This window comes from Streptomyces sp. NPDC048514 (genome assembly GCF_043199955.1).
In the GTDB taxonomy this organism is placed as follows: Bacteria; Actinomycetota; Actinomycetes; order Streptomycetales; family Streptomycetaceae; genus Streptomyces.
In genome coordinates, this window is record NZ_JBICWT010000008.1 from 113174 (window position 1) to 137862 (window position 24689).

Below are 24689 nucleotides of genomic sequence, written 5' to 3' on the forward strand. Positions count from 1 at the left end.
GCGCCGGCCTAGTCGATCCCCGACCGCTCCACCCCCGCCACGATCCACCGCTGGAAGCACAGGAACACCAGCAGCAGAGGCAGGATCGACACGGCCGCCGCCACGAACAGCTCGTGCAGCCTGACGACCTGGGCGGTGGTGAACGAGGACAGGGCCACCTGCACCGTCCAGGCGTTCTGGTCCTGCCCGATCACCAGCGGCCACAGGAAGGAGTTCCACGCGCCGAGGAACACGATCGTCCCGACGGCCGCGAACACCGGCCGCGCGTTCGGCACGACCACCAGCCAGTACGTGCGCCAGTACCCGAGCCCGTCGACCTGCGCCGCGTCCTCCAGCTCCCGCGGGAAGCCGAGGAAGTACTGCCGGAAGACGAAGCAGGCGAAGGCCGAGAAGAGGGTCGGCACGACCAGGCCGCGCAGGGTGGAGATCCAGCCCAGCGACGACACCAGCACGAAGCTCGGCACGAAGGTGACGGCCGCCGGGACCAGCAGGGTGCCGAGGATGCCGTAGAAGACCTTGTTCGCGTGCCGGTACGGGATGCGGGCGAGGCCGTAGCCCGCGAGGGAGGCCAGCAGCAGCGTGCCGAGCGTCGTCGCCACGGCGATCAGCGCGGAGTTGAGCAGGGACCGGGCGAACGGGACGGACGGGTCGTCGAACAGCTCCCGGACGTTCCCCCACCGCAGCTCCCCCGGCACGAAGGTCCACTCGGGCGAGGTGATGTCCTGCTCGGTGGACAGGCCGTTGCGGACCAGCAGATAGAACGGGATCAGGAACAGCAGGGCCAGCACGATCAGCAGCACCAGCCGCAGCGCCCGCCCGGTGCGTACCAGGGCGTCATCCATCCGCGTCCGTCCTTCCCAGTCTCAGCCACCGCGCCTGCCCCACGGTGACGACGGCGATGATCAGCGCCAGGATCACCGCGCCCGCGCTGCCGAGCCCCAGGTCCTGGCCCTGCCCGAGCGCGAGGTAGTAGAGGTAGACCAGCGGCGGCCGGGCGTAGGGCGGGTAGCCCCGCGCGTCGGAGAGCAGGTTGTAGAACTCGTCGAAGGCCTGGAAGGCCCCCACGACGAGCAGCAGCAGCACCGCCACCGAGGTGGCCCGCAGCTGGGGCAGGGTGATGTGCCGCAGCACCGTCCAGCCGGGCCGGGCCCCGTCCACGGCGGCCGCCTCGTACAGCACCGGGTCGATGCGCTGCAGCCCCGCGAGGAACAGGAGCATGTAGAACCCGGCCTGCAGCCACAGCCGTACGGTGACGACGACCAGCCAGTACCAGGGCGGATCGGTGGTGGACAGCCACGCCACCTGATCGCCGCCGAACCACCCCAGCACCGTGTTGGCCAGCCCGAACCGCACCCCGTTGAAGATCGACATCTTCCAGATCAGGGCGGCCACGACGTAACTGCAGGCCGCGGGCAGGAAGAACACCGACCGGAAGAAGGCCCGGGCACGCCCGACGCGGTTGACCATCAGGGCGAGGGAGAGGGCGAACACGAAGGTGGCGGGCACGATGAAGGCGGTGAACACGAGGAAGGTCCACAGGCTGTCGACGAACGCCTCGTCGTGCAGCATCGACGTGTAGTTGTCCAGGCCGACGAAGTGCGTGGGCGTGACGGTGTTGTGCGCGTCGAAGAAGCTCAGGCCCACGCTCCACAGCAGCGGAACGTACGTGAACAGCGCGAGGCCCAGGGCGAACGGCCCGACGAACACCCAGAACCACAGGGCCCGTCGGCGCCTCACGACTTCTTCTTCGCGTTCTTCTTCGCGTTCTTCTTCACACGGCCGAGTTCGCCCGACACCTTCCCCACGACCGCCTTCAGCTCACGGTCCGGATCGGCCCCGTCCCTGATGATCCGGCTGAGCGCGTCCTGGTAGGCGGTCTGGCTCGCCGGGGTCCACAGCAGCGGCTGGGCGTACCCGTGGTCGGTGGTGAACCGGACGACGTCGGCGGCCGCGCCCTTCCGCAGCCGGGCGGCCTTCCTCGCGAGGGAGATCCGGGCGGGGATGTGGAATCCGTAGGACAGCGCGAAGTCCTGCTGGTAGTCGGTGCGGTCGACCCAGAGCCACTTCACGTACTCCTCGGCCGCCTCCCGGTGCCCGCCGCGCGCGCTGACGGCGGCGCCATAGGCGCCGACGGGTACGGCGGGCCGGCCCTGGGGCCCGTCCCCCGGGAAGGGCAGCACACCGAAGTCGTCGCCGAGTTCCTTCTGCACCTGGGGCAGCGCCCACAGTCCGGACCACTGCATCGCGGTGAGCCCCTGGACGAGGGCCGACGGGTCGGACCAGTCGGTGGGCGCGCCGAGGAGCAGGGACCTGCCCGCGTACAACCGGTGCAGCTTGCCGAGGGTGCGGGCGGCCGCGGGGTCGTCGAAGCCGACGTCGCCCTCGTCGGTGACGAGCTGGAGTCCGGCCGCGTACAGCGGGGTCCCGCCGAGCACCCCGGCGCCGCCGTCGTTGCCGAGGAAGAGCCCCTTGACCTTGCCGGTGGTGAGCGCCCCCGCGGCGTCCACCAGGCCGTCCAGGGTGGTCGGCGGCTCGACTCCGGCGTCCTTCAGCAGGCTCTTGCGGTAGTAGAGCAGCTGGGTGTCGATGACCTGCGGGACGGCCCAGATCCTGCCGTCGTACGTCTTCGGCGTGAGCACGGCCGGATTGAAGTCGTCCTCGACCCCCGCCAGCAGTCCGGTGAGGTCGACCACCTGACCGCCCTGGATCTGGTCCAGCGTCGGCCCGTTGACCTCGAAGACGTCGGGGCCCGAGTCGGTCAGCAGGGCGGCGGCGGTCTGCTGGTCGTAGTTGCCCGGCCGCCACTGGACCGTGACGTGGGCCTTCTTGAACGCGGCGGCGTACCGCTGAACCGCCTGCTCGGTGCCGGGCTCGCCGTACTGGTGGTACCACTGCGAGAGCCGCGGCCCGGACCCGCCGCCCCCGCGCCCGGTGTTCCCTCCGCATGCCGTGAGCAGTCCGGCGCCCACGCCGGCGGCGAGCAGGTTCCTGCGGCTGATCGACATCTGTGCCCCCTGACGTCCGTCATCGATGCACGGCCCAACGATCAACCATGCACGCCGATTACGAAAGGGGCGTTGCAGCCGTGTGTCACGGGGTGCCGTCGGTGAGCACGGTGGCACCCGTGGTGTCGGCGGACCTGCCGGCGCGGTGCGCGAGGACCGTGGTCATGGCGGCGACGCCGGTGGGTGAACTCTCGCTCGGGAACCGGCTTGGGTGTCCAGGCCCGGGCGGCGCCTCCGCGGGCGCCTCCGCACCGCCTGACTCCGCAGGCCCCTCGAACCGGCGGCCTGGCGACGGCCATGAGGGGCGTTATTCAGCCATGCCGCACCGCCTGAGGCCGAGTTGGGACCCGCGAGGTGGCGGCGGACGCCGGTCCGCAGGGCGACTCCACTTCCGGTCTGGGGGTATTCATCTATTTTGACGGCCTCGTCGTCAGGCGTTCAGAATCAGCCAGCCCGCATAATCCACTTGCATCCATGATCGACGTGCACCTAGCCTTTTGATCGATCGAAAATGTGAGTGATGAAATTAAGCACGGGGGAGCAGTACGTGCACTCAGGGCGGGACTTGCACAGCGTTATCGAACTGTTCATACGGCAGGCCGCGGCCACACCGTCAGCTATCGCCGTAGTCGATAGCGCAGAGAAGTTGACCTACGGTGAACTGGCGCGGGAATCCCGAGCGCTCGCAGTTCTACTGCGTGAGCGCGATGTCCGCCGCGGGGATCTCGTCGCGGTGTGGACGGACCGTCCGCTCAACCTCCTGGTGGCCCTTCTGGGGGTCATCAGAGCAGGTGCAGCCTATGTTCCACTCGACCCCGACGCGCCTGCGGCGCGTCGCGACCTCGTTCTTCGGCAGAGCCAAGCCAAGGTCATAATTTCTGACGCAGACGTGGAACAGGCCCGTAAAGAAGCGACGGAGGACGGCTTCACCGAAGTGCTCGAGCGGCCCGTTCAGCTCGACGACACCATTTACGCGCTGTTCACTTCCGGGTCGACGGGAATTCCGAAGGGAGTGGTACTGGAGCATCGGGGAATTTCCAACGTCCTCACCTGGATGGCTCGCGAGTACTGCTTCACCGAGCGAGATCGAGTACTACAGAAGACGCCTTCCACTTTCGATGCGTCGGTATGGGAACTGTTTCTCCCGCTGATTGTCGGTGGGTCGGTGGTCATGGCTGAACGGGGTGGGCACCGCGACCCCCAGTATCTGGTCGACACGGTCCGCACCCACGGCGTGACGACGCTTCAGCTCGTACCGTCGATGCTGCGTCATGTCCTCGACCATCCAGACGTTGCGAAGTGTTCGAGCCTGCGCCACGTTTTCTGCGGCGGTGAGCCTCTCCCGCGTGACCTGCAACGGCGCTTCCACGACACCCTTCCCGTGCCTTTGGTCAATCTCTACGGCCCGACGGAGACGTCCGTGCAGATCCTTGCCTGGACCTGCTCTCCCAGTGACTCATATGCGTCCGTGCCGATCGGCCGTCCCGTCGACGACGCCATCCTGCATGTACTCGACGAGAACCTCGCGCCCGTGCCGGACGGGACGGTCGGTGAACTCTTCGTGGGCGGCCCGGCGCTTGCTCGCGGGTACCTCGGCGATCCCCAGCACACGGCACGATCCTTCTTGCCGGATCCGTTCCGTGCCGACCGGGGACGGCTCTACCGGACGGGAGACCTGGTCCGCCGGAACTCCGACGGCGTCTTCGAGTACGCAGGCCGCCAGGACGAACAAGTGAAAATCAACGGGCAGCGGGTCGAACTCGGCGACATCGAGTCCACCTTGCGCCACTACCCCGGGGTCGAGGACGCCGCGGTCCTGGCCGGTCCCGCGGACCACGCTTCCACCGCACTGGTGGCCTACCTGCGGCTCGGGCAGGAGCCGGACGCCGCAACCGGCAGGCCCCCACTCGACCTTGCCGACCTGCGCCGGCACCTGGCCGAACGACTGCCTTCCCATATGATCCCGCAGCAATTCCGGGTGACGGCCGTCTTCCCCCACTCCGCGCACGGCAAGCTCGACAAGTCGGCTCTGGCCAAGGGAGTATCGACGCTCCTGACGGGGCGGTCACCGCAGCCGGGAACGGGCCGAGCCGCCGGCGAAAGCGAGCTGGAGCGCAGGCTGACCGAGATCTGGCAACGCACGCTGTCCCAGGAAGTCGGTCTCCACGACGATTTCTTCGAGCTCGGCGGCACTTCCATGGCCGGACTCGTCATGATCGCCCAGGCCCGAGAGCAGGGCATCGTGATCACACCCAAGGAACTGTTCCGGCTGCGCACCGTCGCCGCCATCGCGGCCGCGCGCTGATCCACCCGGAACCACATCCCGCATCTTCTTCGGCCTGTGCCCGAGCGGCGCAGCGCTGACACGTGCCTTGAGGAGCCTCCCTCCATGAGCGAAGCGCTCGCCCCCCTGTCGTACCTCCAAGAGAGCCTCTGGCTGATCGAGCAGGTCTCCGACCGCTCCGTGCCGGTCTACAACGAGTCGCTCGCCTTCACGATCGACGGCGCGTTGGACGCCGATCGGCTGCGCGACGCGTTCTGCCGTGTCGTCGCCCGGCACGAGGCGCTTCGTACGGTCTTCACCGAGACCCCTGATGGTCTGCGCGCCGTAGTGCGTGACGACGCCCCGGCGTCGGAGGCGATCGTGGAAGTGCTCGACCTGACCGGTGCGACCGACGTCGACGCGGCTCGGCTGCACGCGGCCCAGGCCGTGCACGACGCGTACCGGCGGCCGTTCGACCTGGCGCGAGGCCCGCTGGTGCGCGGGGTGATCGCACGCGTCACACCGCAGGAGACCCTGTTCGGGCTGACGGCTCATCACATCGCCGTGGACGGGTGGAGCCTCGGGCTCCTCCTGGATGAGATCGGCGGCCAGTACGTCGAAGGGCATGAGGCCCAGCCGCCCGCAGAACCGGCCCCTTCGTACACGGCCTACGCGCGCCGCCAGCGCCAGCGCTTCGCCGAAGGTGCCTACGACGAGCAGATCGCAACGCTACGTGAGTCGTTGGACGGCCGGCCCCAACTGCTGAAGCTGCCCGTCGACCGCCCTCGGCCGGCGGAGCAGACATACCGGGGCGCGACGCGTCGGCTCGCCGTCCCGCGACACACCCTCCAGCCGCTGTTCGATCGCTGCGCCGACGAGTGCGACAGCACCGACTTCGCCGTGTTGATGGCCGTACACGCGCTGCTGATGTCCCGCCTCAGCGACCAGCGGGAGGTGACGATCGGTACCACCGTCCTGAACCGGCCCGAGGTGCGGGACCTGAGCACCGTCGGCTGCTTCGTCAACACCGTCACCATACCCTTCTCCGTCGAACCGGGCCTGTCCTTCCGGCAGCTGGTCACTCGATCGGCGGACGGCCTGCTGGACTCGCTGGAATGGCAGGAGGCGCCGTACCCCAAGGTGCTCGAAGCGCTCGACGTCTCCCGGGACCCCAGCCACAACCCGGTGTTCCAGACGATGTTGACTCTGCTCGGAGAGCGCAAGGAACTGCGGCTCGGTTCGGGTCTCACTGCGCGCCCGCACCGCCTGGAGCGTGTCGCCAGCAAGTTCGACCTGATGCTCTACGTCACACAGGACGGTGACGACCTCGAGATCGAGGCCGAGTTCAACACCGACCTGTTCGACCCGAGCAGCATCGAACGTTATCTGCGCCGCTTCGTACACACAGCGCAGAACCTCGTCGACCTGGACACCGAGGTCGACCAGGTGTCCGTCCTGCCGGACGACGAGCGGGACGTGATCCTGCGCGAGTGGAACGACACCGCCACGCGGTACGACGGGACCACGGTCATCGATGCCATCGAGGGCCAGGTCGCACGTACTCCCGACGCCGTCGCCGTCGAGTTCGGCGACCGCACGCTGACCTACGCCGAACTGGACGCCGCGGCCGAGAGGGTGGCCCGTTCCCTGGGCCGCTTGACGAAAGGCGGGACCGACGGGGACGGCGGCAAGGCTTCAGCGGGATTCGTCGGCGTATACATGGAACGCTCGCTGGACATGGTGATCGCGCTCCTGTCCGTCGTGAAGGCCGGGCTCGCCTACGTGCCCATCGACCCGGACTACCCCGCCGACCGCGTCCGGTACATGATCGAGGACAGCGCGGCGCCCCTGATCCTCACGCAGGAGAAGTTCCGTCCCACGCTCGACGGCATCGGAGCCCACTCCGCCACGCTCGGCGAACTCACCAGCGCGGGCGAGGTGCCGGACGGACCCGTGCGCCCCGCCCTGCTCCCGGACGACCGGGTCTACATGATCTACACCTCCGGATCCACGGGCCGGCCCAAGGGTGTGATCAACCGGCACGTGTCCCTGCACAACCGGCTCTCCTGGATGCAGGAACAGTACCCACTGACCCCCGACGACCGGGTCCTGCAGAAGACGCCCTTCAGCTTCGACGTGTCGGTCTGGGAGTTCTTCTGGCCGCTGATGGTCGGCGCCCGCATCGTGGTCGCCGAACCCGGCGGCCACCGCGACCCGCAGTACCTCGCGGAGCTGATCGCCGAACGCCGGGTGACGACGCTGCATTTCGTGCCCTCCATGCTCACGCTCTTCTTGGAGCAGGAGGACGAGCTGCGCCGCACGTGCGGGAGTCTGCGCAGGGTCTTCTGCAGTGGAGAGGCGCTGCCGCACACTTCGGTGGCCGCCTTCTCCGCCGCACTCGACTGCGAACTGCACAACCTCTACGGGCCCACCGAGGCCGCGATCGACGTGTCCTACTGGGCGGCCGACCCCGAATACCCGGGCCGGGTCGTCCCGATCGGCAAGCCGATCGCCAACACCCGTCTCTACATCGTCGACGAGCGACTGCACCTGCAGCCGATCGGCGTCCCCGGCGAACTGTGCATCGGCGGCGTCAACCTCGCCGAGGGCTATCACAACCGGCCCGACCTGACGTCCCGCGCCTTCGTCGACGGGCCCTTCGAGGACGTACCGGACCAGCGCCTGTACCGGACCGGTGACCTGGCGCGTTTCCTGCCCGACGGCAACATCGAATACCTCGGACGCATCGACAACCAGGTCAAGCTGCACGGCCTGCGCATCGAACTCGGCGAGATCGAGGCGGCACTGCGCCAGTTGCCGGGCGTCCGCGGCGCCGCAGTCGTCCTGCACGAGAAGCCGGGGATGCAGGCTCTAGTGGCCTATGTCGCCGCCTCCGGCTTCGACTCCCAGCAGGCCGTCAAGGCGCTCAGGGAGCAGCTCCCGGACTTCATGGTGCCCCAGTGGTACATCGAGATCCCCGAGATTCCGCTGAGCGCCAACGGCAAGCTCGACCGCAAGGCGCTGCCGGACCCGGGCCTGGCCCCCGGCGCGACCGAGCGGCCGGTGCCGGGCGAGGGCAGCGACCGTCCCTCCACCCCGCACGAGGTGGCCGTGGCCGCCGTCTGGGCGGACGTGCTGGAGATCGAGGACTTCGGTGTCGACGCCAACTTCTTCCAGCTCGGAGGCGACTCCATCCAGGGCATCCGGATCGCCTCCGGCCTGCGGACGGCCGGTCACCGCATCGCGGTGAAGGACATCTTCAGCCATCCCACCGTCCGTACCCTGGCGTCCCACCTCGACACGACGAACGGCGGGGACGGCCACGGCGGCGACGAAGAGGCCGCCGCCACCGCCCGGATCCCGTTCTGCACGCTCACGTCCTCCGACCGGGCCGCGCTTCCGGCCGAAGCGCAGGACGCCTGGCCACTCACGCGTCTGCAGGCCGGCATGGTCTACCACTCCATGCTGCACGAAGGCTCGTCGGTATACCACGACATCTTCTCGTACGACATCCGAGCGACGCTGCGCCCCGAGACCCTGCGTTCGGCCGTCGCCACGGTCGCCGCGCGGCACGGACAGCTCCGTTCCCACGTCGACCTTGCGGGATACAGCCAGCCGCTGCAGGTCGTGCTCTCCACTCTCCAGCCGCACATCCAGATCACCGACCTCGAGGGCCTGGCTCCGGCCGAACAGGACAGGGAACTCGCCGCCTGGACGGAACAGGAGAAGACCCGCGACTTCGATCTGGAGAAGGGCCCCCTCGTCCGGTTCCGGGCCACCCGTCGGTCCGAGGACCGCTTCACCCTGACGATCAGCTTCCACCATGCCGTGCTCGACGGCTGGAGCGTGTCCCTGGTCATCGAGCAGATCCGGTCGGCCTACGCCGATCTGCTGGAGCGAGGCCGGACTGCCGAAGCGGCCGCTCCAGGCCCGCTGCCCTACAGCGCCTACGTGCTGCTGGAGCAGAACGCACTCGCAGAGCCCGCGCACCGGACGTTCTGGTCCCGCACCCTGGCCGGACGCACTCCCACGCTCCTCGCGGGCACGATCCCCGCGGCGCACACCGCACGCCCCGTCTCGCAGTCCCGGATCGTTCCCGAGCGACATGCGGCGGCGCTGCGTCGTAGGACTGACGGACTCGGCGTACCGGTCAAGAGCGGATACCTCGCCGTTCACCTTCACACGCTCGCGCGGTTGACGGGACGCGACGACGCGCTCACGGGCCTGGTCGTCAATGGCCGCCCCGAGGCGGAAGGCGGCGAACAGACCGTCGGCCTGTTCCTCAACACGCTGCCCGTCGCGGCCCGGAGCACCGCAGGGGACTGGGCCGATGCCTTCCACTCCGCCTTCGCGGCCGAGCAGGCCGCCCTGCCGCACCGCCGGTACCCGCTCTCGGAGATCATCCGCAACGCCCGCGAGGACGGCGTCAGCGGTGAACTCTTCGACACCGTCTTCAACTTCACCGACTTCCACGTCTACGGCACCAACGGTCCCGCGCAGACGGACACTCCCGCGGTCGTGATCACCGGGGCGTCCTACTTCGAGCAGACGAATTTCCCCTTCGTCGTCCACGTCGCCCGCGACCCCTTCACGGGGGCCATGACCCTCACCGTCAACTACGACTCGGCAGCCGTGCCCGACGTGCTGGTCTCCCGCTACCTGGACACGTTCCTCGACGCGGTGCAGCACACCGCCGCTCCCGACGCCTCCCGGCGGGCGGAGCCCGCCGTCGCCCCCTCCCAGCTGGTGGACGACATCCGCTCGGTCGTCGGCGAAGCGCTCCGCCTGGAGCGGGTCGGCGAGCACGACGAGTTCACCCGCCTCGGCATGGACTCGATCAGCGCGATCCGCGTCGTGGGCAAGATCCGGCGCCTCGGCGTCCAGGTGTCGCTCCCCGACCTGTACGCACACCCGACTGCCTCCGCCCTGGCGGCGCACCTGACAGGTGCCGGCACAGGCGACGACGGTCCCGTGCTGCCGGCCCGCACCGAGGCCTTCGGACTCGTGGACGGCCCCCGGACCGGGTTCCCCGCCCACATCGTGGACGCTTATCCGGCCACCGCCATCCAGACGGCCATGATCCGGCGATTCGAGGCGGATCCCGGTCAGGCCGTCTACCACGATGTCTTCGGCTACAGGTTCGGCCTTCGGCTCGATACCGAGGCCCTGCGGACGTGCCTGCAGCGTCTGATCGACCGGCACGACGCCCTTCGCACCGGGTTCGACCTCGACGCCGGGCCCGAGCCCCTGCAGCTGGTGCACGAGCGGGTCGAGGCCGAGGTCCGCGTCGTGGACCTCCGCGCGCAGGACGCCACCGAACGACAGGCCACCTACGACGCGTGGTTCGAGGCGGAGAAGGCGACCGGCTTCGAATGGCGGCGGCCTCCGCTGATGCGTTTCACCGCGCACCGGCTCACGGAGGACGAGTTCATCCTCTCGCTGAGCTTCCATCACGCGATCATCGACGGCTGGAGCCTCTCGCTGCTGATCCGGGAGTTCGTGGAGCTCTACACCTCCGCACTGCGCCGGGAACCCGAGAGCGGCGTCCGACCGGCCGCCCCGCCCTACCGCCACTTCGTCGCCCAAGAACGCGTGGACCGTGCCTCGGCCGAAGCCCGGCGCTTCTGGTCCGGCCACCTGGACGGCGTCACGTACGAGCCGCTGCCCATCGCACCGCCGGCGGGGCCGGGGCAGCCCGCGCGGTGGAGCGAGACCAAGCTGACCGTCGCGCCCGCCACCCACGACGCGCTCCGGAAGCTGGCACAGCGGGCGGGCATCCCCCTCAAGCACGTGCTGCTCGCGGCCCACTTGGGGGTGCTGCGCGAACTGCACGGCCAGGAGACCGTCACCACCCATGTGTTCACCGGCGGCAGGCTCGAGGACGAGGGCAGCGACGAGACGCTGGGCCTGTTCCTGAACTTCACCCCGGTACGAGTCGACACGGCAGGCCTTTCCTGGCCGGCCCTCGCCGCCGAGACCTTCGCACACGAGCGCAGTGCAATGCCCCACCGGCGCTACCCTCTGCCCGATATCGAACGTGATCTCGGCGTGAGCCGCATCGCTCCGACCGCGTTCAACTACACGCAGTTCGACTCGTACGCGGAAGTGGCCCGACTGGGCGCTCTGCGCGGCGTGCAGTGGTTCGAGCACACCCAGTTCACGGTGCTGGCCAACGTCGGGCACGACATCCACCAGGAGCGCATCGTCCTCACTCTCAACGCCGACGGACGGCAGGTCGGCGAGGATGCTCTGGCCCGACTGGCCGAGCGCTACCGCGCCGTGCTGGACCACATAGCGAAGACGGAGACCAAATGATCAGCCGCAATCCTCAGGACGTGCACGCCCCGGTCGCGGAGTACACGCATCAGATCGAAGTGAGCGCCCCCGGCCGCTGGCTGGTGCTCTCGGGGCAGATCGGCATGCGGCAGGACGGCAGCGTGCCACAGGACCCCATCGAGCAGATCGACGTCGCCCTGGAGAACCTCCGGAGCAACCTCGACGCCGCCGGCATGGTGGTGAGCGACCTGGTGAAGCTGACCTTCTACCTGGTCGGCGACATGGACCCGGCGGCACGGCGCGCCGCGGTCGCCGAGTTCTTCGGCGACCACCTGCCCACCAGCACACTCCTCTACGTCAGCGCCCTGGCCGCCCCGACCCTGCGCGTCGAGATCGACGCGTGGGCGTTCCAGCAGACGGCCTGACCCTCATCGGGACCTCCGACCGCGGCCCCGGGCCGCGGTCGCCCGCCAACCCTTCGGAAGGACGCGCCATGAGCACGAACCTGCTGCCCGCGGAAGACGCGGTCGACGTCTTCCAGCAGTCCGACGGCTACCTCACTCACGCCCGACGCTGGGGAAAGCCGGAGGGCGGTGACGTCATCCTGTTGCTGCACGGCGGAGTCAGCCACTCCCAGTGGCAGGCACCTCTGGCCGATGCCGTACGGCGACTGGCGCCGGAACTCGCCTTCGTGGCCGTCGACCGCCGCGGCTCGGGCCTCAACCAGGACACCCGCGGCCACCTTCCCTCGAAGGAACGGGAGATCGCCGACGTCACCGCGCTCATCAGGCACCTCGCGGACTCCTACGAGCGGGTGCACCTGGCCGGCTGGTGCTTCGGGGCCCAGGTCGCCTGCATCGCCGCAGCCGAGTTGTTGCCGGAGAACAAGATCGAGAGCCTGCTCATGGTCTCGCCCGGCTTCGTGTTCGGCGAGCGCTACGCGGACGTCCTGCGGATGAGCACTGCGGCGGTCCGCGGCACCGTGGCCGAGCTGGGGATCACCCCCGACCCGGAGCACGCGTACGTACCCGTCCCGCTCCAGCCCTCCGACTTCACCACCGACGAGAAGTGGCTGTCCTTCGCGACCGAGGACGGGCTGACCCTGCGTCGGGTGACGGACAGCACGGTGACCGTCTGGGGTGAACTCGCCGCCTGGTCGTGGGAGGCCCTGGACCGGCTGGGAACCCTTCCGACCCTGGCCGTTTTCGGCACCGAGGACCGTCTCGTCGACCACATCGCCGTCGCCGACCTCCTTCGGGAGCGCCTCACCGAGGCCCCCCCGGTGATCGAGTTCATCGACGCCCCGCACGCCGTGCAGTTCGCCGAACCGGACCTGCTGGCCCAGCACCTGGTCTCGTTCGTCCACACACTGACGGCGAGGTAGCCCACACCATGAAAACCCGGGCCGGACTGCGCGAGCTGACACTGATGTCGGCGAGCTCCATCACCATCATCGGAACCACAGCGATCGCGGCAAGCCTGCCCGAGATGCTCAAACGGTTCGCACACATTCCCCACGCCCAGTTCCTGGTCGGTCTCGCGCTGACACTGCCGGCGCTGGCCGCGGGAGTGTGTGCACCGGTCATGGGAGCCATCGTCGACCGCTTCGGACGCAAGCGGCTCTTCCTCATTGCTCTGGCCGGCTACGGGACGGCCGGCTGTGCCGGGGCTTTCCTGGAGAACCTGTACGCGATCATGGTGTCGCGATTCCTCCTCGGCATCGCCGTTTCGGGCGTCGCGACCTGCGCCACGGTCCTCATCTCGGACTACGCCAAACAGGGCGGCCTGGGCAAGTTGATGGGGCGCCAGTCACTCTTCATGGCGCTGGGCAACGTGATGTTCGTCTTCACCGGCGGGCTGCTGGCACTCGCGGGGTGGCACTGGCCCTTCATGATCTACAGCATCGGTCTGCTGCTGATCCCCGCTGTCGTCCTGCTCATCGACGAACCGCGTGCCGCCCCAGCCGACACCACAGCGGCGTCCGCCGCGGGGGCTGCCGAGGGGACGCGGCCCGGCCCCATGCGCTGGAGCGCCCTGGGCTGGGTCTACTTCCTGCTCTTCCTCAACATGGTCATCTACTTCATGGTGCCGGTCCACCTGCCGTTCTATCTGGAGCAGCTCACCCAGGGGGGAAGCGCCCAGGCCGGCGCCATGCTCTCCCTGGTCGGCCTGTCCTGGGCCGTTTCCTCCGCGTTCTACGGCCGGCTCGAACGGCGACTGAGCCACGAGCAGATCTTCGTACTCACCTTCGCAGGCTCCGCGGCGGCCAACGTCGTTCTGGGCCTTGCTTCGGGATACTCCCTGGCCATCCCCGCGCTGGCGCTCCTGGGCGCGTCCCTCGGTCTGTCCATCACCAACCTGAACACCTGGCTGTTCGTCCTGGCGCCGGCCCAGGCCAAGGGACGTGTCATCGGCACCAGGGTCTTCTTCACCTTCATCGGCCAGTTCCTCTCCCCGGTCCTCACCAGCCCCCTCACGTCCGCCCTCGGCTTCGGCCCCGGCTACGTGATCGCCGGCTGCGTACTGGCCGTCCCGGTGATCGGCACCCAGATCCACCTGCTCGTGCGGCGGGCGCCCCAGCAGCCGACGGCACGGACGTCGACGACCAACGAGCGGAGCCGTCGTGTCGGAACTCCATGACATCAGCGCACTGCGGCAGGCGGAACTGATCGCGGACGGGCAGTTGTCCGCCGTCGAACTGACCGAGCACTATCTGCGGCGCATAGAAATCCACGACGAGCAGATCGGCGCGTACGTCACGGTCACCGCGGAACTCGCCCTCGGGCAGGCCGCACAGGCGCAACGACAGGCGGATCGGGCCCGGCACGGCGACGGCGTACTCGGGCCCCTGCACGGTGTACCGATCGCGGTGAAGGACTCCTGCCACGTGGCCGGGGTACCGACGTCATTCGGCTCACCCTGCTTCGCCGCGCACCCGGCTCCCCACGACGACCACGACACCGAGCGGCTGCGGGACGCCGGAACCGTCCTTCTGGGCAAGACGAACCTGTCGGAGTTCGAGCTGTCCGGCCACTCGGAGAACCGTCTCGTCCCGCCCGCCCGCTCCCCGTGGGACCTGCGGTGCTCGGCCGGCGGTTCGAGCGGCGGATCGGCCGCGGCGGTGGCGGCGGGGCTGGCACCGATCGCCCACGGCAGCGACTCGGCAGGCTCGGTCCGCGGCCCCGCCTCGGCATGCGGCCTGGTGGGTTTCAAACCCAGCCGCGGTCTCGTCCACGCCGGGCCGACGGCACACGACGTCAGTGGGCTCACCACCAGCGGAACACTCGCCCGGAGCGTCGAGGACGCCGCGGCCCTGCTCGATGTACTCGCCACGCCGCATCCCCGGGAACGGCCGCCCTCGCGGCGGGATTCGCAGAGGCGGAGTTTCCGTGCGAACTGTGGAGAAGCACCGCGCTCCCTGCGGGTGGCCCTCATCGACACACCGGCGGTGCCGGGAGTCACGATCGCCCCCGACTGCCGGGCGGCGCTCGAGTCGGCGGCAGACCTGCTGGACGGCCTCGGACACGACGTCGTACCGGCCCGACTCATCGCCGATGGGGCGCTGGGCCGTGCCTTCCCCGTCGTATGGTCCGTGCTTGCGGCCAGCCGCCCGGTGCCCCCAGGACGGGAAGAAGAGCTCCTTCCGCTGACCCGGCACCTGCGCGCCCAAGGCTCCACACACAGCGGCGCGGACTTCGTCCGCGCCCTCCAGGAGTTCCGGGCCATCGCCGAGCGCACGGCGGCGCACTTCGGCGAGTTCGACATCGTGCTGACACCTACGCTCGCGGCGCCACCACTGCCGGTGGGAGACCTGCGGAACGACACGAACCCGGCGGCGGAGTCCGCGGCCATGGTCGCCCACTCCCCGTTCACCTGCCTCTACAACGTGACCGGCCAGCCGGCGGTCAGCCTTCCGCTTCACTGGACACCCGACGGTCTGCCGGTCGGCGTCATGCTGGCGGCCCATCGAGGTGAGGACGCCCTGCTGTTCTCCGTTGCCGCCCAGCTGGAAGCGGCCTGCTCGTGGCAGCTGAGACGGCCACCGATCTGGTGAAGCGAACCGACGCATCCGGGAGAGCGCGGCTGCGAACGGGAGCATGCGAGAAGGACAGCCCGCGTACGCACCCGGCGGCGCACCAGGGCCGAGAACGGCAAGAGCCACTCGGGCAAGAAGCGTGCCGTCACGACAAGGGGGCGGGCCGCGGTCAGTTACTGGCCGGCGCCGTCAGAACTCCACCTTCGACGACAGCCCCGCGGCCCATGCCCGAAGGGGCGGCACCCCCGCACAGGGTGCAAGTCCAACCCCCCTGACCAGGGGATTCGGGGTCTGCCGCCCCTCACAGGGCACTCTCAGGGCACATCGTTCAGCGCGGTCTCCATCATGTCGGCCGTCCGGTCCTCCTCCGCCTCCCACAGGTGGGTGTAGACGTTTAGCGTGATCGACGGCTTGGCGTGACCGAGCCTCATCTGTACCTGCTTCGGCGTCGCCCCGTTTTTGATCAGCACTGAGGCGTAGAAGTGACGCAGATCGTGAAGCGTCGTGCCCTCGGGGACCCGAACCTTGCTGCCGGCCTTCTTCAGGTGGACGTTCGCCCGCTTGATGTTCCGGGCCCACACCTTCGCCCAACTCCCGCGCCGTATCGCCCCGCCGGTCTCGCTGGTGTACAGCAACCGAGCATTGCGCCACACGGGCTTCCGGGGGTTCGTCCGATCCTCGATGCGCACGACCTGAGGCGGGAACTTCTCGCGGTGCCGTGCAATCTCGTCTAAGACCGAACGTCCTTGAGGAACAGACCGATGGCTCTGCTTGGTCTTCGGTTCCCCGAGGTACGGCACACCCTTGTCGGGACCGATCAATTGCTGTTTGACCGTCACGGTCTCGGCAGGGTCTCCGTCCTCCAGCCCGAACAGCTCACCTTGCCGTAGGCCGGTGGACGCGGCTTGCCTCACCAGGGCGCGGTACCGGGGTGAGGCGGTCACGATGAGTGCCTTCACCGCGTCCGGATGAAGCGGGTGGATCTCCGGATAGAAGACCTCCGGTGGCTTCAGCCCTTCCCACGGGTACTTCGGGATGATCCCCTCTTGGTGGGCCATCTTCAGGATGCTGGTGCAGACGTTCCAGGGCGTCGCGAAGGTAGAAGGGGCGATGACCGCCGACCGCTCTTTGATCCACCTCATCCCGTCGGCCCGCTGGATACGGCCGATCTCGCGATCACCGAACGTCGGGTAGATGTGCAGCCGTAGGGCGCGCTCAACATTCGTCTCGGTCCGCTCGCGGTGTACGGCTGTCTCCTGCCAGCGTTCTGCGATGACCCTGAACTTCTGCTTACCCAACTCTCTGTTCACAAAGGTGCCGCCGTCGAGTTCAGTGGTCACCTTGGCAGCACGGGAGTCCGCAGCAGACTTTTTCTCGAAGTTCTCCTTGCACTGCTTGCCGGCCAAGTCCCGGTAGCGCACCTGCCAACGTTTCCCCGTGCCGTGATCGGCACTGGGATAGAGCGTCTGCGTCTTGCTGCTGTGCGCCGTGCACGGCTCAGCTTTGGCCGGCGGGTGGGACAGGTGCCAGCGGTCGTACACGTCAGCCATCAGAACCGGTCCTCTCAATGCAAGCCGAGTCGGCCATCAGGTGAGGCCCATTGCTGCTTTGGGTCATGCTGCGGGTCGGCCTCCGATCTCCTCGACGTCGTACTTGTCGAGCGCGGCAGCGTCGTACAGAACATGTCGGCCACGCCTCATGAAGCACTGCGGGCCGGTTCCGGCGTAGCGCCAGTAGCGGACGGTTGCGGGCGACGTCCGGTAGCGCTCAGCGACTTCTGCGGTCGTTAGGTACCTCTTCATGGCGTCCTTCCTGTGAGGAAGGGGAGGGAGCGAGTCCCGCCCCGGGGTGCCGGGCTGTGTCCGAGGTGCGCATTTCTGCGTCACAGCGTCACCCGCGTCACGCAGGCTTCTGACCTGCGGGTTTGGGGTGACGCAGAGGGGCGGCGGTGCGTCACGCGTGACGCAGGCTGTCCGTCACGCGTGACGCAGGTGACGCGGCGTGACGCAGAGAGGGGCCGTCTGCGTCACGCCTGTCTGCGCAGGTCACCCGCCGTTTTCCAAGATCGTGTGACGTTGTGACGCAGCGTTCCCCTACTTAGGAAAAAAAGGGGGCTGTCTGTGGTGGTGCGGCGCGGCTCAGGGCGTGAAGAAGGAGCCGCTACGCGGCGCGACCCTTGGGCGGCGCAAGCGCCGAACAGCAAGAGGAGCACGCCTGGCCCGTGGTGCTCCTCTTGCTGTTCAGCCGTGGCACCAGTCAGAAGGCCTGCTGCTCGTGCGATGGCGCGGCCTGGGTGTGGGTCATGAGGATGTAGCGGCCCTCTCGGGTGCGGCCCGAGTCGATAATGACGCCCCGGGCGGCGAGGGTGGGCTGTAGCCGCTTGAGCCGGTCGGAGAGCACCTTTCCCGTCGTCGGCCAGCCCTTGGGCAGGGATCGGAAGTCGTCGCCGGTGTAGACGCGGCTGAGGCAGTGCAGCCACTCCGTGGACGTCATCCGCTGCTCGGCACCCGTGTCCAGGCCGGCGGCATACGCAAGCACGGTCTGAGCCAGCAGGTCCCCCTCAATGACGTCGTCGTTGAGATCGTCCAGACTGGCCCGGTAGGCGGCGAGCGCTCCCAGACCGGTTGCCGCATCGAGCTGCGCGCACAGGTGCGCGAAGTCCGCCATCCGCAGGTCCGTGGGGGTCTCCGCCTCAACCGCCCGTACCTTGACCGTCAGGTCCAGGAGCGAGCCCAGGACCACGGGCAGCGCCTGCGCGTACTCGGTCCACAGCTCATCCTCGGTGCGTCGCACCCGAGGCCGCTCCAGCCGCAACGGCAGCAGCCGTTCCGCCAGGTCGGGGCGGATGACACCGACGTCAATACCGGTCAGAAGCAAGGGACGACGGTAGCCGACGCGGAAGACGTCCCCGTCGGTGAACAGGGCGCGCTTGACGTTCTCGGCTCCGGTGACGATGCAGCACATGGCGTCGGACAGGTCCGGGCTCATGTGGGACAGGTTGTCCAGGGCGGTCACCCAGCCGGCCGCCACCGCGGCGAGCAGGTTCTCTTCATCCTTCGGGGCCCGGCGCAGGTCACCAGTCATGCCCTCGATGATCCGCACCAGCATCCGCCCGCCCGTGGATTTCCCCGCGCCCTGCGGACCGGTGAGGAACGGCGCCGGCACCGGCACGGACGGACCGAGGCACCCGACCAGCCACGCGATGGCCAGGCACTCGGTCTCGGCCGTGGCGAAATTGCACAACCTCAGCAGCAGGTCGATGCCCTTGCCATCGGTGTCCTTGACCGGCATCGGGAGTTCCCCGGTGAGCTGGGTGCGGCGCCAGCACACCTCACGCGGGTCGGGCACGGCGATGTCCCAGCCGGTGGGGTGGATACGCACGGACTGCCCGTCGGCGCGTCCCAAGTCCAACCAGGTGGCTCCGTCGAACCCCGGGGCGACACGGATGTGCACGGGCTGCACGTCCTCGGTGAGCGCGAGTGCTTCGATCAAGTCCAGGGCCTCCTTGAGTGCGGTGCCGTTGAACACGCCGCGCCCGTCCCGGAACAGGCCCACCATGAGTTCCTGGCGGTGGCTGCCGGTCGTGCCCTGGGAGCGGATCGGGCGGGCCACAGGGTGGCCGTTGCGCTGCGCGTACACGGTCCCGTCCGCCGTGCGGAAGTACCGGAAGTGCGCTTGCGCGTAATCGGTGATGACCTCGCGGGCCGGAGTCTTCTCGTCCTCGGACATGGCTACATCCCCAGTGCGGTGCGGGCGTTGGTCCACGCGTCGGCGCAGTGCCGAGCGGATTCGCCCTTGGCCTGGGCAGCGCTGAACAGTCGCGCCATGTGGGAGTCGGTGAGGCAGCCGCACCGGCCATGCGTGGACAGCACGGCAAGGAACGTTCGGTACACGGTGGCGTGCACCGCGCTGGAGGCATCGGTGATGCGCTGCTCAGCCATGGCGATACCGCGGTCTAGATAGGCGGGGGTGCGGTGCCGGCACCCCCCGCCCCCGAGCCGTGCGGGCACGCTCACGCCGTGCGGTGCGGGCCGGGCGGCGGGTTCCTTCACAGCCAGTGCCCGGACGACGTCCGGTAGGGCGGTCATGGTGCCGGTGCCGGGACCGAGCCATCGGGCATAGGACATGGACGATTTGATGTCGACGCCGGGGCGGACCGCGTTGTGCGAGGGCATGGCGCCGCGGTAGATCCAGTGCTCACCGCGTGTCGTCTGTACGGTCCGGGTAGCGGACAGGGTCTCGCGGGCCCATGAGATGGCCTCGGCGTTGTCCAGGTCCACGACGGTCAGGCCGGCGGCGCCGGGGTGGTAGGCGGCGCAGACGGCTCGGCGCCATGCGGTCGTCCAGGGCGGGGAGGTGAGGACGGTCGGGTCGGTGGTGGCGGCGGCCCATGCGTGGCAGACGCCGGGGCACTGGCATGACCCGGCGGTCTTCATGTTCGGCCGGCCGCCGCACGCGTTGTTCGCACACCGGTGGCAGTTGCCGAACGGCGCCTTGCCTGCACGCAGGGGCAGCACGGGAAGACCGGCGGCGGCCAAGCTAAGTGCCACTCGCCGGAGGGGGGTCTGTTGGGCCATGCTGGGAGACCTCCACAGGTCAGGTGATGGCAGGTGGATGAGGGCGACCCCCTTCCGCCAAGAACGCGGGGTCGCCCTTCTGTCTGACCCCGGCGAAATGAGAGGCCGGGTGTCAGTGGGGGTGGCTAAGGTCGCGCCATGACAACGACCGTTGATCTTGTGCCGGGTGTGATCACGACGCGTGATGCGATCGCGGCGACTTTCGGCTGTGGCACGTTCCAGGGCATCGAGCCGGCCGACGATGCACGCAAGGTGTTCGTGTACTCCGACCCGTCTGCGGGCGAGGAGTACGGCTACACCTTCGACGGCCGTGCAGAGGATGACGAGTACGGGCCGCTGTACCTGTACACCGGTGCCGGCGCCAACGGGCCGCAGAAGCCGTCCGGCCGCAACGGGTCCCTACTGACCGCGGCCGAGAAGGGCCGGGAGATCCATCTGTTCGTCGCGCACGGCAAGGTGCCCGGCAGCGGGGCTATGCGGCAGCGCTACATCGGTCAGATGGTGGTCGACCCGGTCACGCCGTATGAAGTGCGGCGCGCGCCGGGCAAGGACCAGGTTATGCGGGATGTGCTGGTGTTCCGCTTCCGGCCGGCTGAGGGAACGACGCCGGCGTGGACGGAGGCCGATCGTCTGCCGGCGGCGCCCGAGTCGGACGTGGAAATCACCGAGCCTGGCCCCGCCGCGGCGATCGCCGCCCCGGTGACGCTGCCGCAGCAGACGGGAGCGAAGGTCAAGAAGACCGAGCAGCACGGCACTGCTGAGACTGTCGCGGACATTCCCGCCGGGCAACGCAAGATCCTGCGCCGGGAGGGCGAGTTGGTCACGGCGTTCGTAGCGCATCTGGCCGCGGCAGGCCACGACTCCCACAGCTTCCAGATCACCATCAAGGGTGAGCCGGGAGCGTTGACCCCGGACCTGTACGACGCCACGGATCACGTGTTGTTCGAGGCGAAGGGGCAGACCACCCGGTCCAACGTGCGGATGGCGATCGGGCAGTTGGCTGACTACCGCCGGCACGTCCCCAACCGGGACGGCCTGCGCGTCGCGGTACTGCTGCCCAGCGAGCCCACCGCGGACGTACAGGACCTCCTTGCCGAGGAAGGCGTGAGGCTGGTCTACCAGACCTCGGACGGTTTCGCCGGCTGGCCGCTCGCCTAGCCAGCCTCAGCCGCGGAAGTGACTCCGCTTGATCACAGCCTTGCGGATGTTGACCGTGGTCCCGCCGCTCCGGTGGCCCCTCGCGCTGAACACCTGCACCGCGATCCAGCCTCCGAAGATCACGGCGGCCAGGACGATGAGCTGAGTGATGAGCGCGGTGAGCGCGGCGATGAACGTTGTGAGCAGCAGCAGCCCGCCACACACGGCCAGGAATCCAACACCAGCGAGGGCGACGTTGACGGCCGCGCCAGAGACGCGCGGCTTGGCCGCGGCGGGTTCCGGCTGCACGGGGTTGAGGGCGTAGCCGGTGATAACCCGCCCGTCCGGCAGGACGATGGACGCGACCCCCGGAACCTGCCTCGGTTGCACGGGCATGACCGAGACGGTCGGCGCGGGTGCGGGGGTGATCGGGGTGGGGGTGTGGACTTGTACGGCCGTCGTCTCGTGCCCAGCGGTCCGGCGGTGGGTGATGGGTTCGTTCACGGTTGGTGCTCCCTTCACTTGCCGAGGGCGGACAGGGCTTCGGCGGATGCCTGCACGAGGTTGTGAATCGGCTCGTAGGCGCCGGTTCCGGCGGTGAAGAAGCCGAACAGGAACAGCACCAGGGCGGCGCCGCCCCCGGCGGACTTCGTCCGTACGGCGAGTGCGGAGGCGGCGCCGAAGAGCAGCACGGCGGAGATGTTGAGGATCATCGGGTGCCTTCCGGGCGAGGGGTGTCGGTGCCGGCGCGGTAGATGCGGGCCCAGCGGTTGTAGAGCCAGCGGCCGACGCGGATGCGTTTGCCGGTGGCGTGGCAGCGGCGGCAGTCTTTGCCGCGCTTCAACCGGCCCTTGCGGTCGTGCTTGAGCGCGTGGCCCATGCCACGGCAGCGGCGGCAGTCGCCGAACGGCGAGGCCGCACACAGCCCGCCGTAACCGAGCGTGACTGTTATCAGGCAGGCGATAGCGGCCAGGATGGGGGTCATCAGGGGCCCTCCGGGCGGGTATTCAGGGGTTTCCGCAGGTGGGGTGCTATCCGCTAGATCACAGGTGAGACCCCGGATGGGGTGCTAGCGGGGGTGCTACCGGTAGCAGGCATGCCTGCTACCGGTAGCAGCGGATCGGACCTATGCCGCGCCCGGCTTTTCGTTACGCTCCGCAATCGCCTTGAGGAGGTCGGCGCGGGTGATGCCGCGGCGGGTTGTGCGGGTTCCGTCGTCGGTGATGCCGGCGACGTCGCGGGTGCGGATGCCGTGGGGCTTGAGCGCGCTGGTGACGTTCTCGCCCTTCCAGCCGCCGTAGACGTCCGGGCGGAGTTCGGCGAGGCGGGCGGCGATCCGCTCGTTCCACACGCGCTCTTCCTTCTCCGGGACCACGACCGCCACGTCGGCAAGCAGGTCGTAGGACGGCCCGGTCATCGCGGCGGCAGCCTCACCGAGGGCGTAGCCGGACAGCAGTCCGGCCTTCTCGCGGACGGTGCGGGCGCGCGCGGCGATGGTTTCGGCGCCGGGCGCGTCCACGAACGTGGCTGACACGATCCGGGCATCAGAGCCCTCGCCGACGAAGTAGTGCAGGCCCTTGTCACCCCACGCGAACATGGTCGCCCGCACGCCGCGCTTGTACGACGACGTGCCGAGCACCATGTCGTTCTCGGTCTGGCCCATGACCTTCAGGCACCAGCGTGCGCCCGCGTTCGCGCTGATCCCGGTGGGCAGGGACTTCGCGTCGGGCCGCTGGGTGGCCAGCAGCAACACGATCCCGGTGGCCGGCCCGCGCTTGACCAGGTCCGTGGCGATCTCCTCGAACTCCTTGCCGTAGTCGGGGTGCTCGAACAACACCTGGCACTCATCCACCCCGATCACGATGGGGTGCAGGCCAAGGGACCGCTTGGAGGCAAGCTCGCTGGTCACCTTCGACTCCGGGCAGATGTCCCGCGGCAGGGAACGGATCACCTTCGTGCGGCGGCGCAGTTCCTCGCGCAGGGCCCGGAAGTCGGCCAGCACGTATTGAAGGGTCTCGTCTTCCTCGCCGACGCCGTGCCGGTGGGAGACCTTCTCCCCAACCGGGTCCAGGTCGCCGGTGCCCTTCATGTCGTAGGAGTGGATCTCCGCCCGCGGGTCGAGCGCCGCGATGAGCAGCAGCAGACGCAGCAGGAACGTCTTGCCCATGCGCGGGATCGCGCCGATAACTCCGGCGATGAACATCAGGGTGACGTCGACCCAGCGTCCGCGCTGGTCGGTGCCGTAGGGGACGGGCTTGAACAGGTCCACGGTGCCCGACTTCAGCAGCGGCCAAAGCGGCTTGCGCGCGCTCTTGAGGTCCTGGTCACCGACCCACAGCACGAGACGGCCGGTGTGCTCATCCGGGACTGCTTCGGGCCACACACAGCCCAGCGGCCGGCGCAGACCGGACGCGAGACGGTCACGGCGCTCAATGACGTCCGTGACGGTCACCCCGTAGGGCAGGTCACCTTCCGCGCGCCATCCGGGCCCGTCCCGGGTGATCGGCGCGGTGAACGCGAACCCGTCCCGCCCCTTGGCCTGAGCCTGGTTGATCGCCGGAATGCCCAGCGCTCCCAGCGCACGCAGCACGATGTCACTGGTGAGCTTAGGTGCGTCGGGAAGTTCCACAGCCTTGTGGATGAGCGGCGCGTCCGCCTTCCGACCGGCCGACCCGAGCGCCAGCACGACCATGCCGGCCGACAGGGCTTGCAGCCAGTCCGGGGCGAGCACGTAGATAGCCAGCGCCGACCCGAGCCCGACGAACAGGGCCAGCACGGCAATTAGCGTGCGCAGCCGCACGCGGCCGTCACGCTGGCGAGACAGCTTCAGGTACTCGGCCGCGTCCTCGCGGCGCACGGCGGCGAGGCGGACGGGTTCGCCCTCGCGGTCGGCGACCCACCGCATCGTGCCGCCCACGAACCGCGCGGCGCCGGTCGGCGCCTGGAGAGCGAGCCGCGCGGCATACACCGGGGCGCGCAGGGCGTGATATCCGGCGGTGTGGGCGTAGTGGCGGGCCACCCACCCGGAAGCGGTCTTCAGCTCGGAGACCGACCGCAGCCATAGCGGGACGACCGCGCGGCGCTTGGCTGTGGCGAGCCGACCGAGGTAGCCGGGACCGGCCGCCTTCAGCGTCGGCGAGTCGACCAACACCGGCGTACTGGGGTCGGCCGACCGGTCGGCGTCCGGTCGGGCGCCGGGGTCGGCCGACTCGGCACGGGCCGACCGTGCCTTGTCGAGGTCGACCACGTCCCCGCCGGAGTCGGCGACCAGTTCGGCTTCCAGTCGGTTGAAAAGTTCGTTGTCGCCGTCGGGGTGCTTCACTGAAGTCGTCCTTCGCTCATGAGGGATGAGGGGCCCGGTCGCTGCTTTGGTCGGTCGTGACCGGGCCCCGCAC

The 24689-nt window shown here is 69.0% G+C and carries 18 protein-coding genes; 7 read left to right on the forward strand and 11 right to left on the reverse strand.

Annotation, left to right across the window (positions count from 1 at the left end; genetic code table 11):
- Window positions 1–8: 8 nt before the first annotated feature.
- From ACGFT2_RS19095 to ACGFT2_RS19105, 3 genes are read right to left on the reverse strand one after another with little or no spacing between them, the layout of a single operon-like run.
- Complete coding sequence (locus ACGFT2_RS19095) at window positions 9–842, reverse strand: carbohydrate ABC transporter permease (RefSeq protein WP_393279389.1); 834 nt, start codon at window positions 840–842, stop codon at window positions 9–11.
- Window positions 835–1737 (reverse strand): carbohydrate ABC transporter permease, encoded by a 903-nt coding sequence (locus tag ACGFT2_RS19100; RefSeq protein ID WP_393279391.1) that lies wholly within the window; start codon window positions 1735–1737, stop codon window positions 835–837. Before ACGFT2_RS19100 ends, ACGFT2_RS19095 begins: the two co-directional genes overlap by 8 nt.
- A complete protein-coding gene (locus tag ACGFT2_RS19105; RefSeq protein ID WP_393279393.1) occupies window positions 1734–3005 on the reverse strand; it encodes an ABC transporter substrate-binding protein in 1272 nt (423 codons plus the stop codon). Before ACGFT2_RS19105 ends, ACGFT2_RS19100 begins: the two co-directional genes overlap by 4 nt.
- 520 nt (window positions 3006–3525) lie before the next feature.
- Between ACGFT2_RS19105 and ACGFT2_RS19110 the strand changes: the two genes are divergently transcribed.
- From ACGFT2_RS19110 to ACGFT2_RS19135, 6 genes are all read left to right on the forward strand, one after another.
- The gene (locus ACGFT2_RS19110; protein ID WP_393279395.1) at window positions 3526–5310 is read left to right on the forward strand and encodes an amino acid adenylation domain-containing protein; all 1785 of its coding nucleotides are present in this window, start codon (window positions 3526–3528) and stop codon (window positions 5308–5310) included.
- 84 nt (window positions 5311–5394) lie between these two features.
- Window positions 5395–11583, forward strand: a complete 6189-nt coding sequence (locus tag ACGFT2_RS19115; RefSeq protein WP_393279397.1) for an amino acid adenylation domain-containing protein — start codon at window positions 5395–5397, stop codon at window positions 11581–11583.
- Window positions 11580–11969, forward strand: a complete 390-nt coding sequence (locus ACGFT2_RS19120; RefSeq protein WP_393279399.1) for a RidA family protein — start codon at window positions 11580–11582, stop codon at window positions 11967–11969. Before ACGFT2_RS19115 ends, ACGFT2_RS19120 begins: the two co-directional genes overlap by 4 nt.
- A 68-nt stretch (window positions 11970–12037) precedes the next feature.
- Window positions 12038–12928 (forward strand): alpha/beta fold hydrolase, encoded by an 891-nt coding sequence (locus ACGFT2_RS19125; protein WP_393279401.1) that lies wholly within the window; start codon window positions 12038–12040, stop codon window positions 12926–12928.
- A gap of 8 nt (window positions 12929–12936) precedes the next feature.
- Window positions 12937–14184, forward strand: a complete 1248-nt coding sequence (locus tag ACGFT2_RS19130) for an MFS transporter (RefSeq protein ID WP_393279403.1) — start codon at window positions 12937–12939, stop codon at window positions 14182–14184.
- Window positions 14168–15598, forward strand: coding sequence for an amidase (locus ACGFT2_RS19135; protein WP_393279405.1), 1431 nt, complete (start codon window positions 14168–14170; stop codon window positions 15596–15598). The genes ACGFT2_RS19130 and ACGFT2_RS19135 overlap by 17 nt, the downstream gene beginning before the upstream one ends.
- Window positions 15599–15894: 296 nt before the next feature.
- Here the strand turns inward: ACGFT2_RS19135 and ACGFT2_RS19140 are convergent, their stop codons facing one another.
- From ACGFT2_RS19140 to ACGFT2_RS19155, 4 genes are all read right to left on the reverse strand, one after another.
- Window positions 15895–17130 carry a tyrosine-type recombinase/integrase gene (locus tag ACGFT2_RS19140; protein ID WP_393279407.1) on the reverse strand — a complete coding sequence of 412 codons (1236 nt, stop codon included), beginning with the start codon at window positions 17128–17130 and terminating at the stop codon, window positions 15895–15897.
- A gap of 63 nt (window positions 17131–17193) precedes the next feature.
- Entirely contained in the window at window positions 17194–17382 is a 189-nt protein-coding gene (locus ACGFT2_RS19145; RefSeq protein ID WP_393279409.1) for a helix-turn-helix domain-containing protein, read from the reverse strand.
- A 454-nt stretch (window positions 17383–17836) separates the two neighbouring features.
- On the reverse strand, window positions 17837–19309 hold the full coding sequence (locus ACGFT2_RS19150; protein ID WP_393279411.1) for an ATP-binding protein: 1473 nt from the start codon (window positions 19307–19309) through the stop codon (window positions 17837–17839).
- Between the two features lie 2 nt (window positions 19310–19311).
- Complete coding sequence (locus tag ACGFT2_RS19155; RefSeq protein WP_393279413.1) at window positions 19312–20157, reverse strand: bifunctional DNA primase/polymerase; 846 nt, start codon at window positions 20155–20157, stop codon at window positions 19312–19314.
- Between the two features lie 138 nt (window positions 20158–20295).
- Between ACGFT2_RS19155 and ACGFT2_RS19160 the strand changes: the two genes are divergently transcribed.
- The gene (locus tag ACGFT2_RS19160) at window positions 20296–21315 is read left to right on the forward strand and encodes a hypothetical protein (RefSeq protein WP_393279415.1); all 1020 of its coding nucleotides are present in this window, start codon (window positions 20296–20298) and stop codon (window positions 21313–21315) included.
- 6 nt (window positions 21316–21321) lie between these two features.
- Here ACGFT2_RS19160 and ACGFT2_RS19165 read toward each other — a convergent pair whose 3' ends face one another.
- The 4 genes from ACGFT2_RS19165 to ACGFT2_RS19180 form a co-directional block, all read right to left on the reverse strand.
- Window positions 21322–21798 carry a hypothetical protein gene (locus ACGFT2_RS19165; protein ID WP_393279417.1) on the reverse strand — a complete coding sequence of 159 codons (477 nt, stop codon included), beginning with the start codon at window positions 21796–21798 and terminating at the stop codon, window positions 21322–21324.
- A 14-nt stretch (window positions 21799–21812) separates the two neighbouring features.
- Entirely contained in the window at window positions 21813–22007 is a 195-nt protein-coding gene (locus ACGFT2_RS19170) for a hypothetical protein (RefSeq protein WP_393279419.1), read from the reverse strand.
- A complete protein-coding gene (locus ACGFT2_RS19175; RefSeq protein ID WP_393279421.1) occupies window positions 22004–22279 on the reverse strand; it encodes a hypothetical protein in 276 nt (91 codons plus the stop codon). Before ACGFT2_RS19175 ends, ACGFT2_RS19170 begins: the two co-directional genes overlap by 4 nt.
- A gap of 141 nt (window positions 22280–22420) precedes the next feature.
- A complete protein-coding gene (locus tag ACGFT2_RS19180) occupies window positions 22421–24616 on the reverse strand; it encodes a cell division protein FtsK (RefSeq protein WP_393279423.1) in 2196 nt (731 codons plus the stop codon).
- Window positions 24617–24689 lie beyond the last annotated feature (73 nt).

Excerpts from the sequence above, each read along its gene's own strand:
- ACGFT2_RS19145 (WP_393279409.1), bottom strand. The coding sequence starts at position 17,382 with ATGAAGAGGTACCTAACGACCGCAGAAGTCGCTGAGCGCTACCGGACG.
- ACGFT2_RS19110 (WP_393279395.1), top strand. The coding sequence starts at position 3,526 with ATGAAATTAAGCACGGGGGAGCAGTACGTGCACTCAGGGCGGGACTTG.
- ACGFT2_RS19160 (WP_393279415.1), top strand. The coding sequence starts at position 20,296 with ATGACAACGACCGTTGATCTTGTGCCGGGTGTGATCACGACGCGTGAT.
- ACGFT2_RS19155 (WP_393279413.1), bottom strand. The coding sequence starts at position 20,157 with ATGGCCCAACAGACCCCCCTCCGGCGAGTGGCACTTAGCTTGGCCGCC.
- ACGFT2_RS19150 (WP_393279411.1), bottom strand. The coding sequence starts at position 19,309 with ATGTCCGAGGACGAGAAGACTCCGGCCCGCGAGGTCATCACCGATTAC.
- ACGFT2_RS19140 (WP_393279407.1), bottom strand. The coding sequence starts at position 17,130 with ATGGCTGACGTGTACGACCGCTGGCACCTGTCCCACCCGCCGGCCAAA.
- ACGFT2_RS19130 (WP_393279403.1), top strand. The coding sequence starts at position 12,937 with ATGAAAACCCGGGCCGGACTGCGCGAGCTGACACTGATGTCGGCGAGC.
- ACGFT2_RS19170 (WP_393279419.1), bottom strand. The coding sequence starts at position 22,007 with ATGATCCTCAACATCTCCGCCGTGCTGCTCTTCGGCGCCGCCTCCGCA.
- ACGFT2_RS19115 (WP_393279397.1), top strand. The coding sequence starts at position 5,395 with ATGAGCGAAGCGCTCGCCCCCCTGTCGTACCTCCAAGAGAGCCTCTGG.
- ACGFT2_RS19120 (WP_393279399.1), top strand. The coding sequence starts at position 11,580 with ATGATCAGCCGCAATCCTCAGGACGTGCACGCCCCGGTCGCGGAGTAC.
- ACGFT2_RS19125 (WP_393279401.1), top strand. The coding sequence starts at position 12,038 with ATGAGCACGAACCTGCTGCCCGCGGAAGACGCGGTCGACGTCTTCCAG.
- ACGFT2_RS19095 (WP_393279389.1), bottom strand. The coding sequence starts at position 842 with ATGGATGACGCCCTGGTACGCACCGGGCGGGCGCTGCGGCTGGTGCTG.
- ACGFT2_RS19105 (WP_393279393.1), bottom strand. The coding sequence starts at position 3,005 with ATGTCGATCAGCCGCAGGAACCTGCTCGCCGCCGGCGTGGGCGCCGGA.
- ACGFT2_RS19175 (WP_393279421.1), bottom strand. The coding sequence starts at position 22,279 with ATGACCCCCATCCTGGCCGCTATCGCCTGCCTGATAACAGTCACGCTC.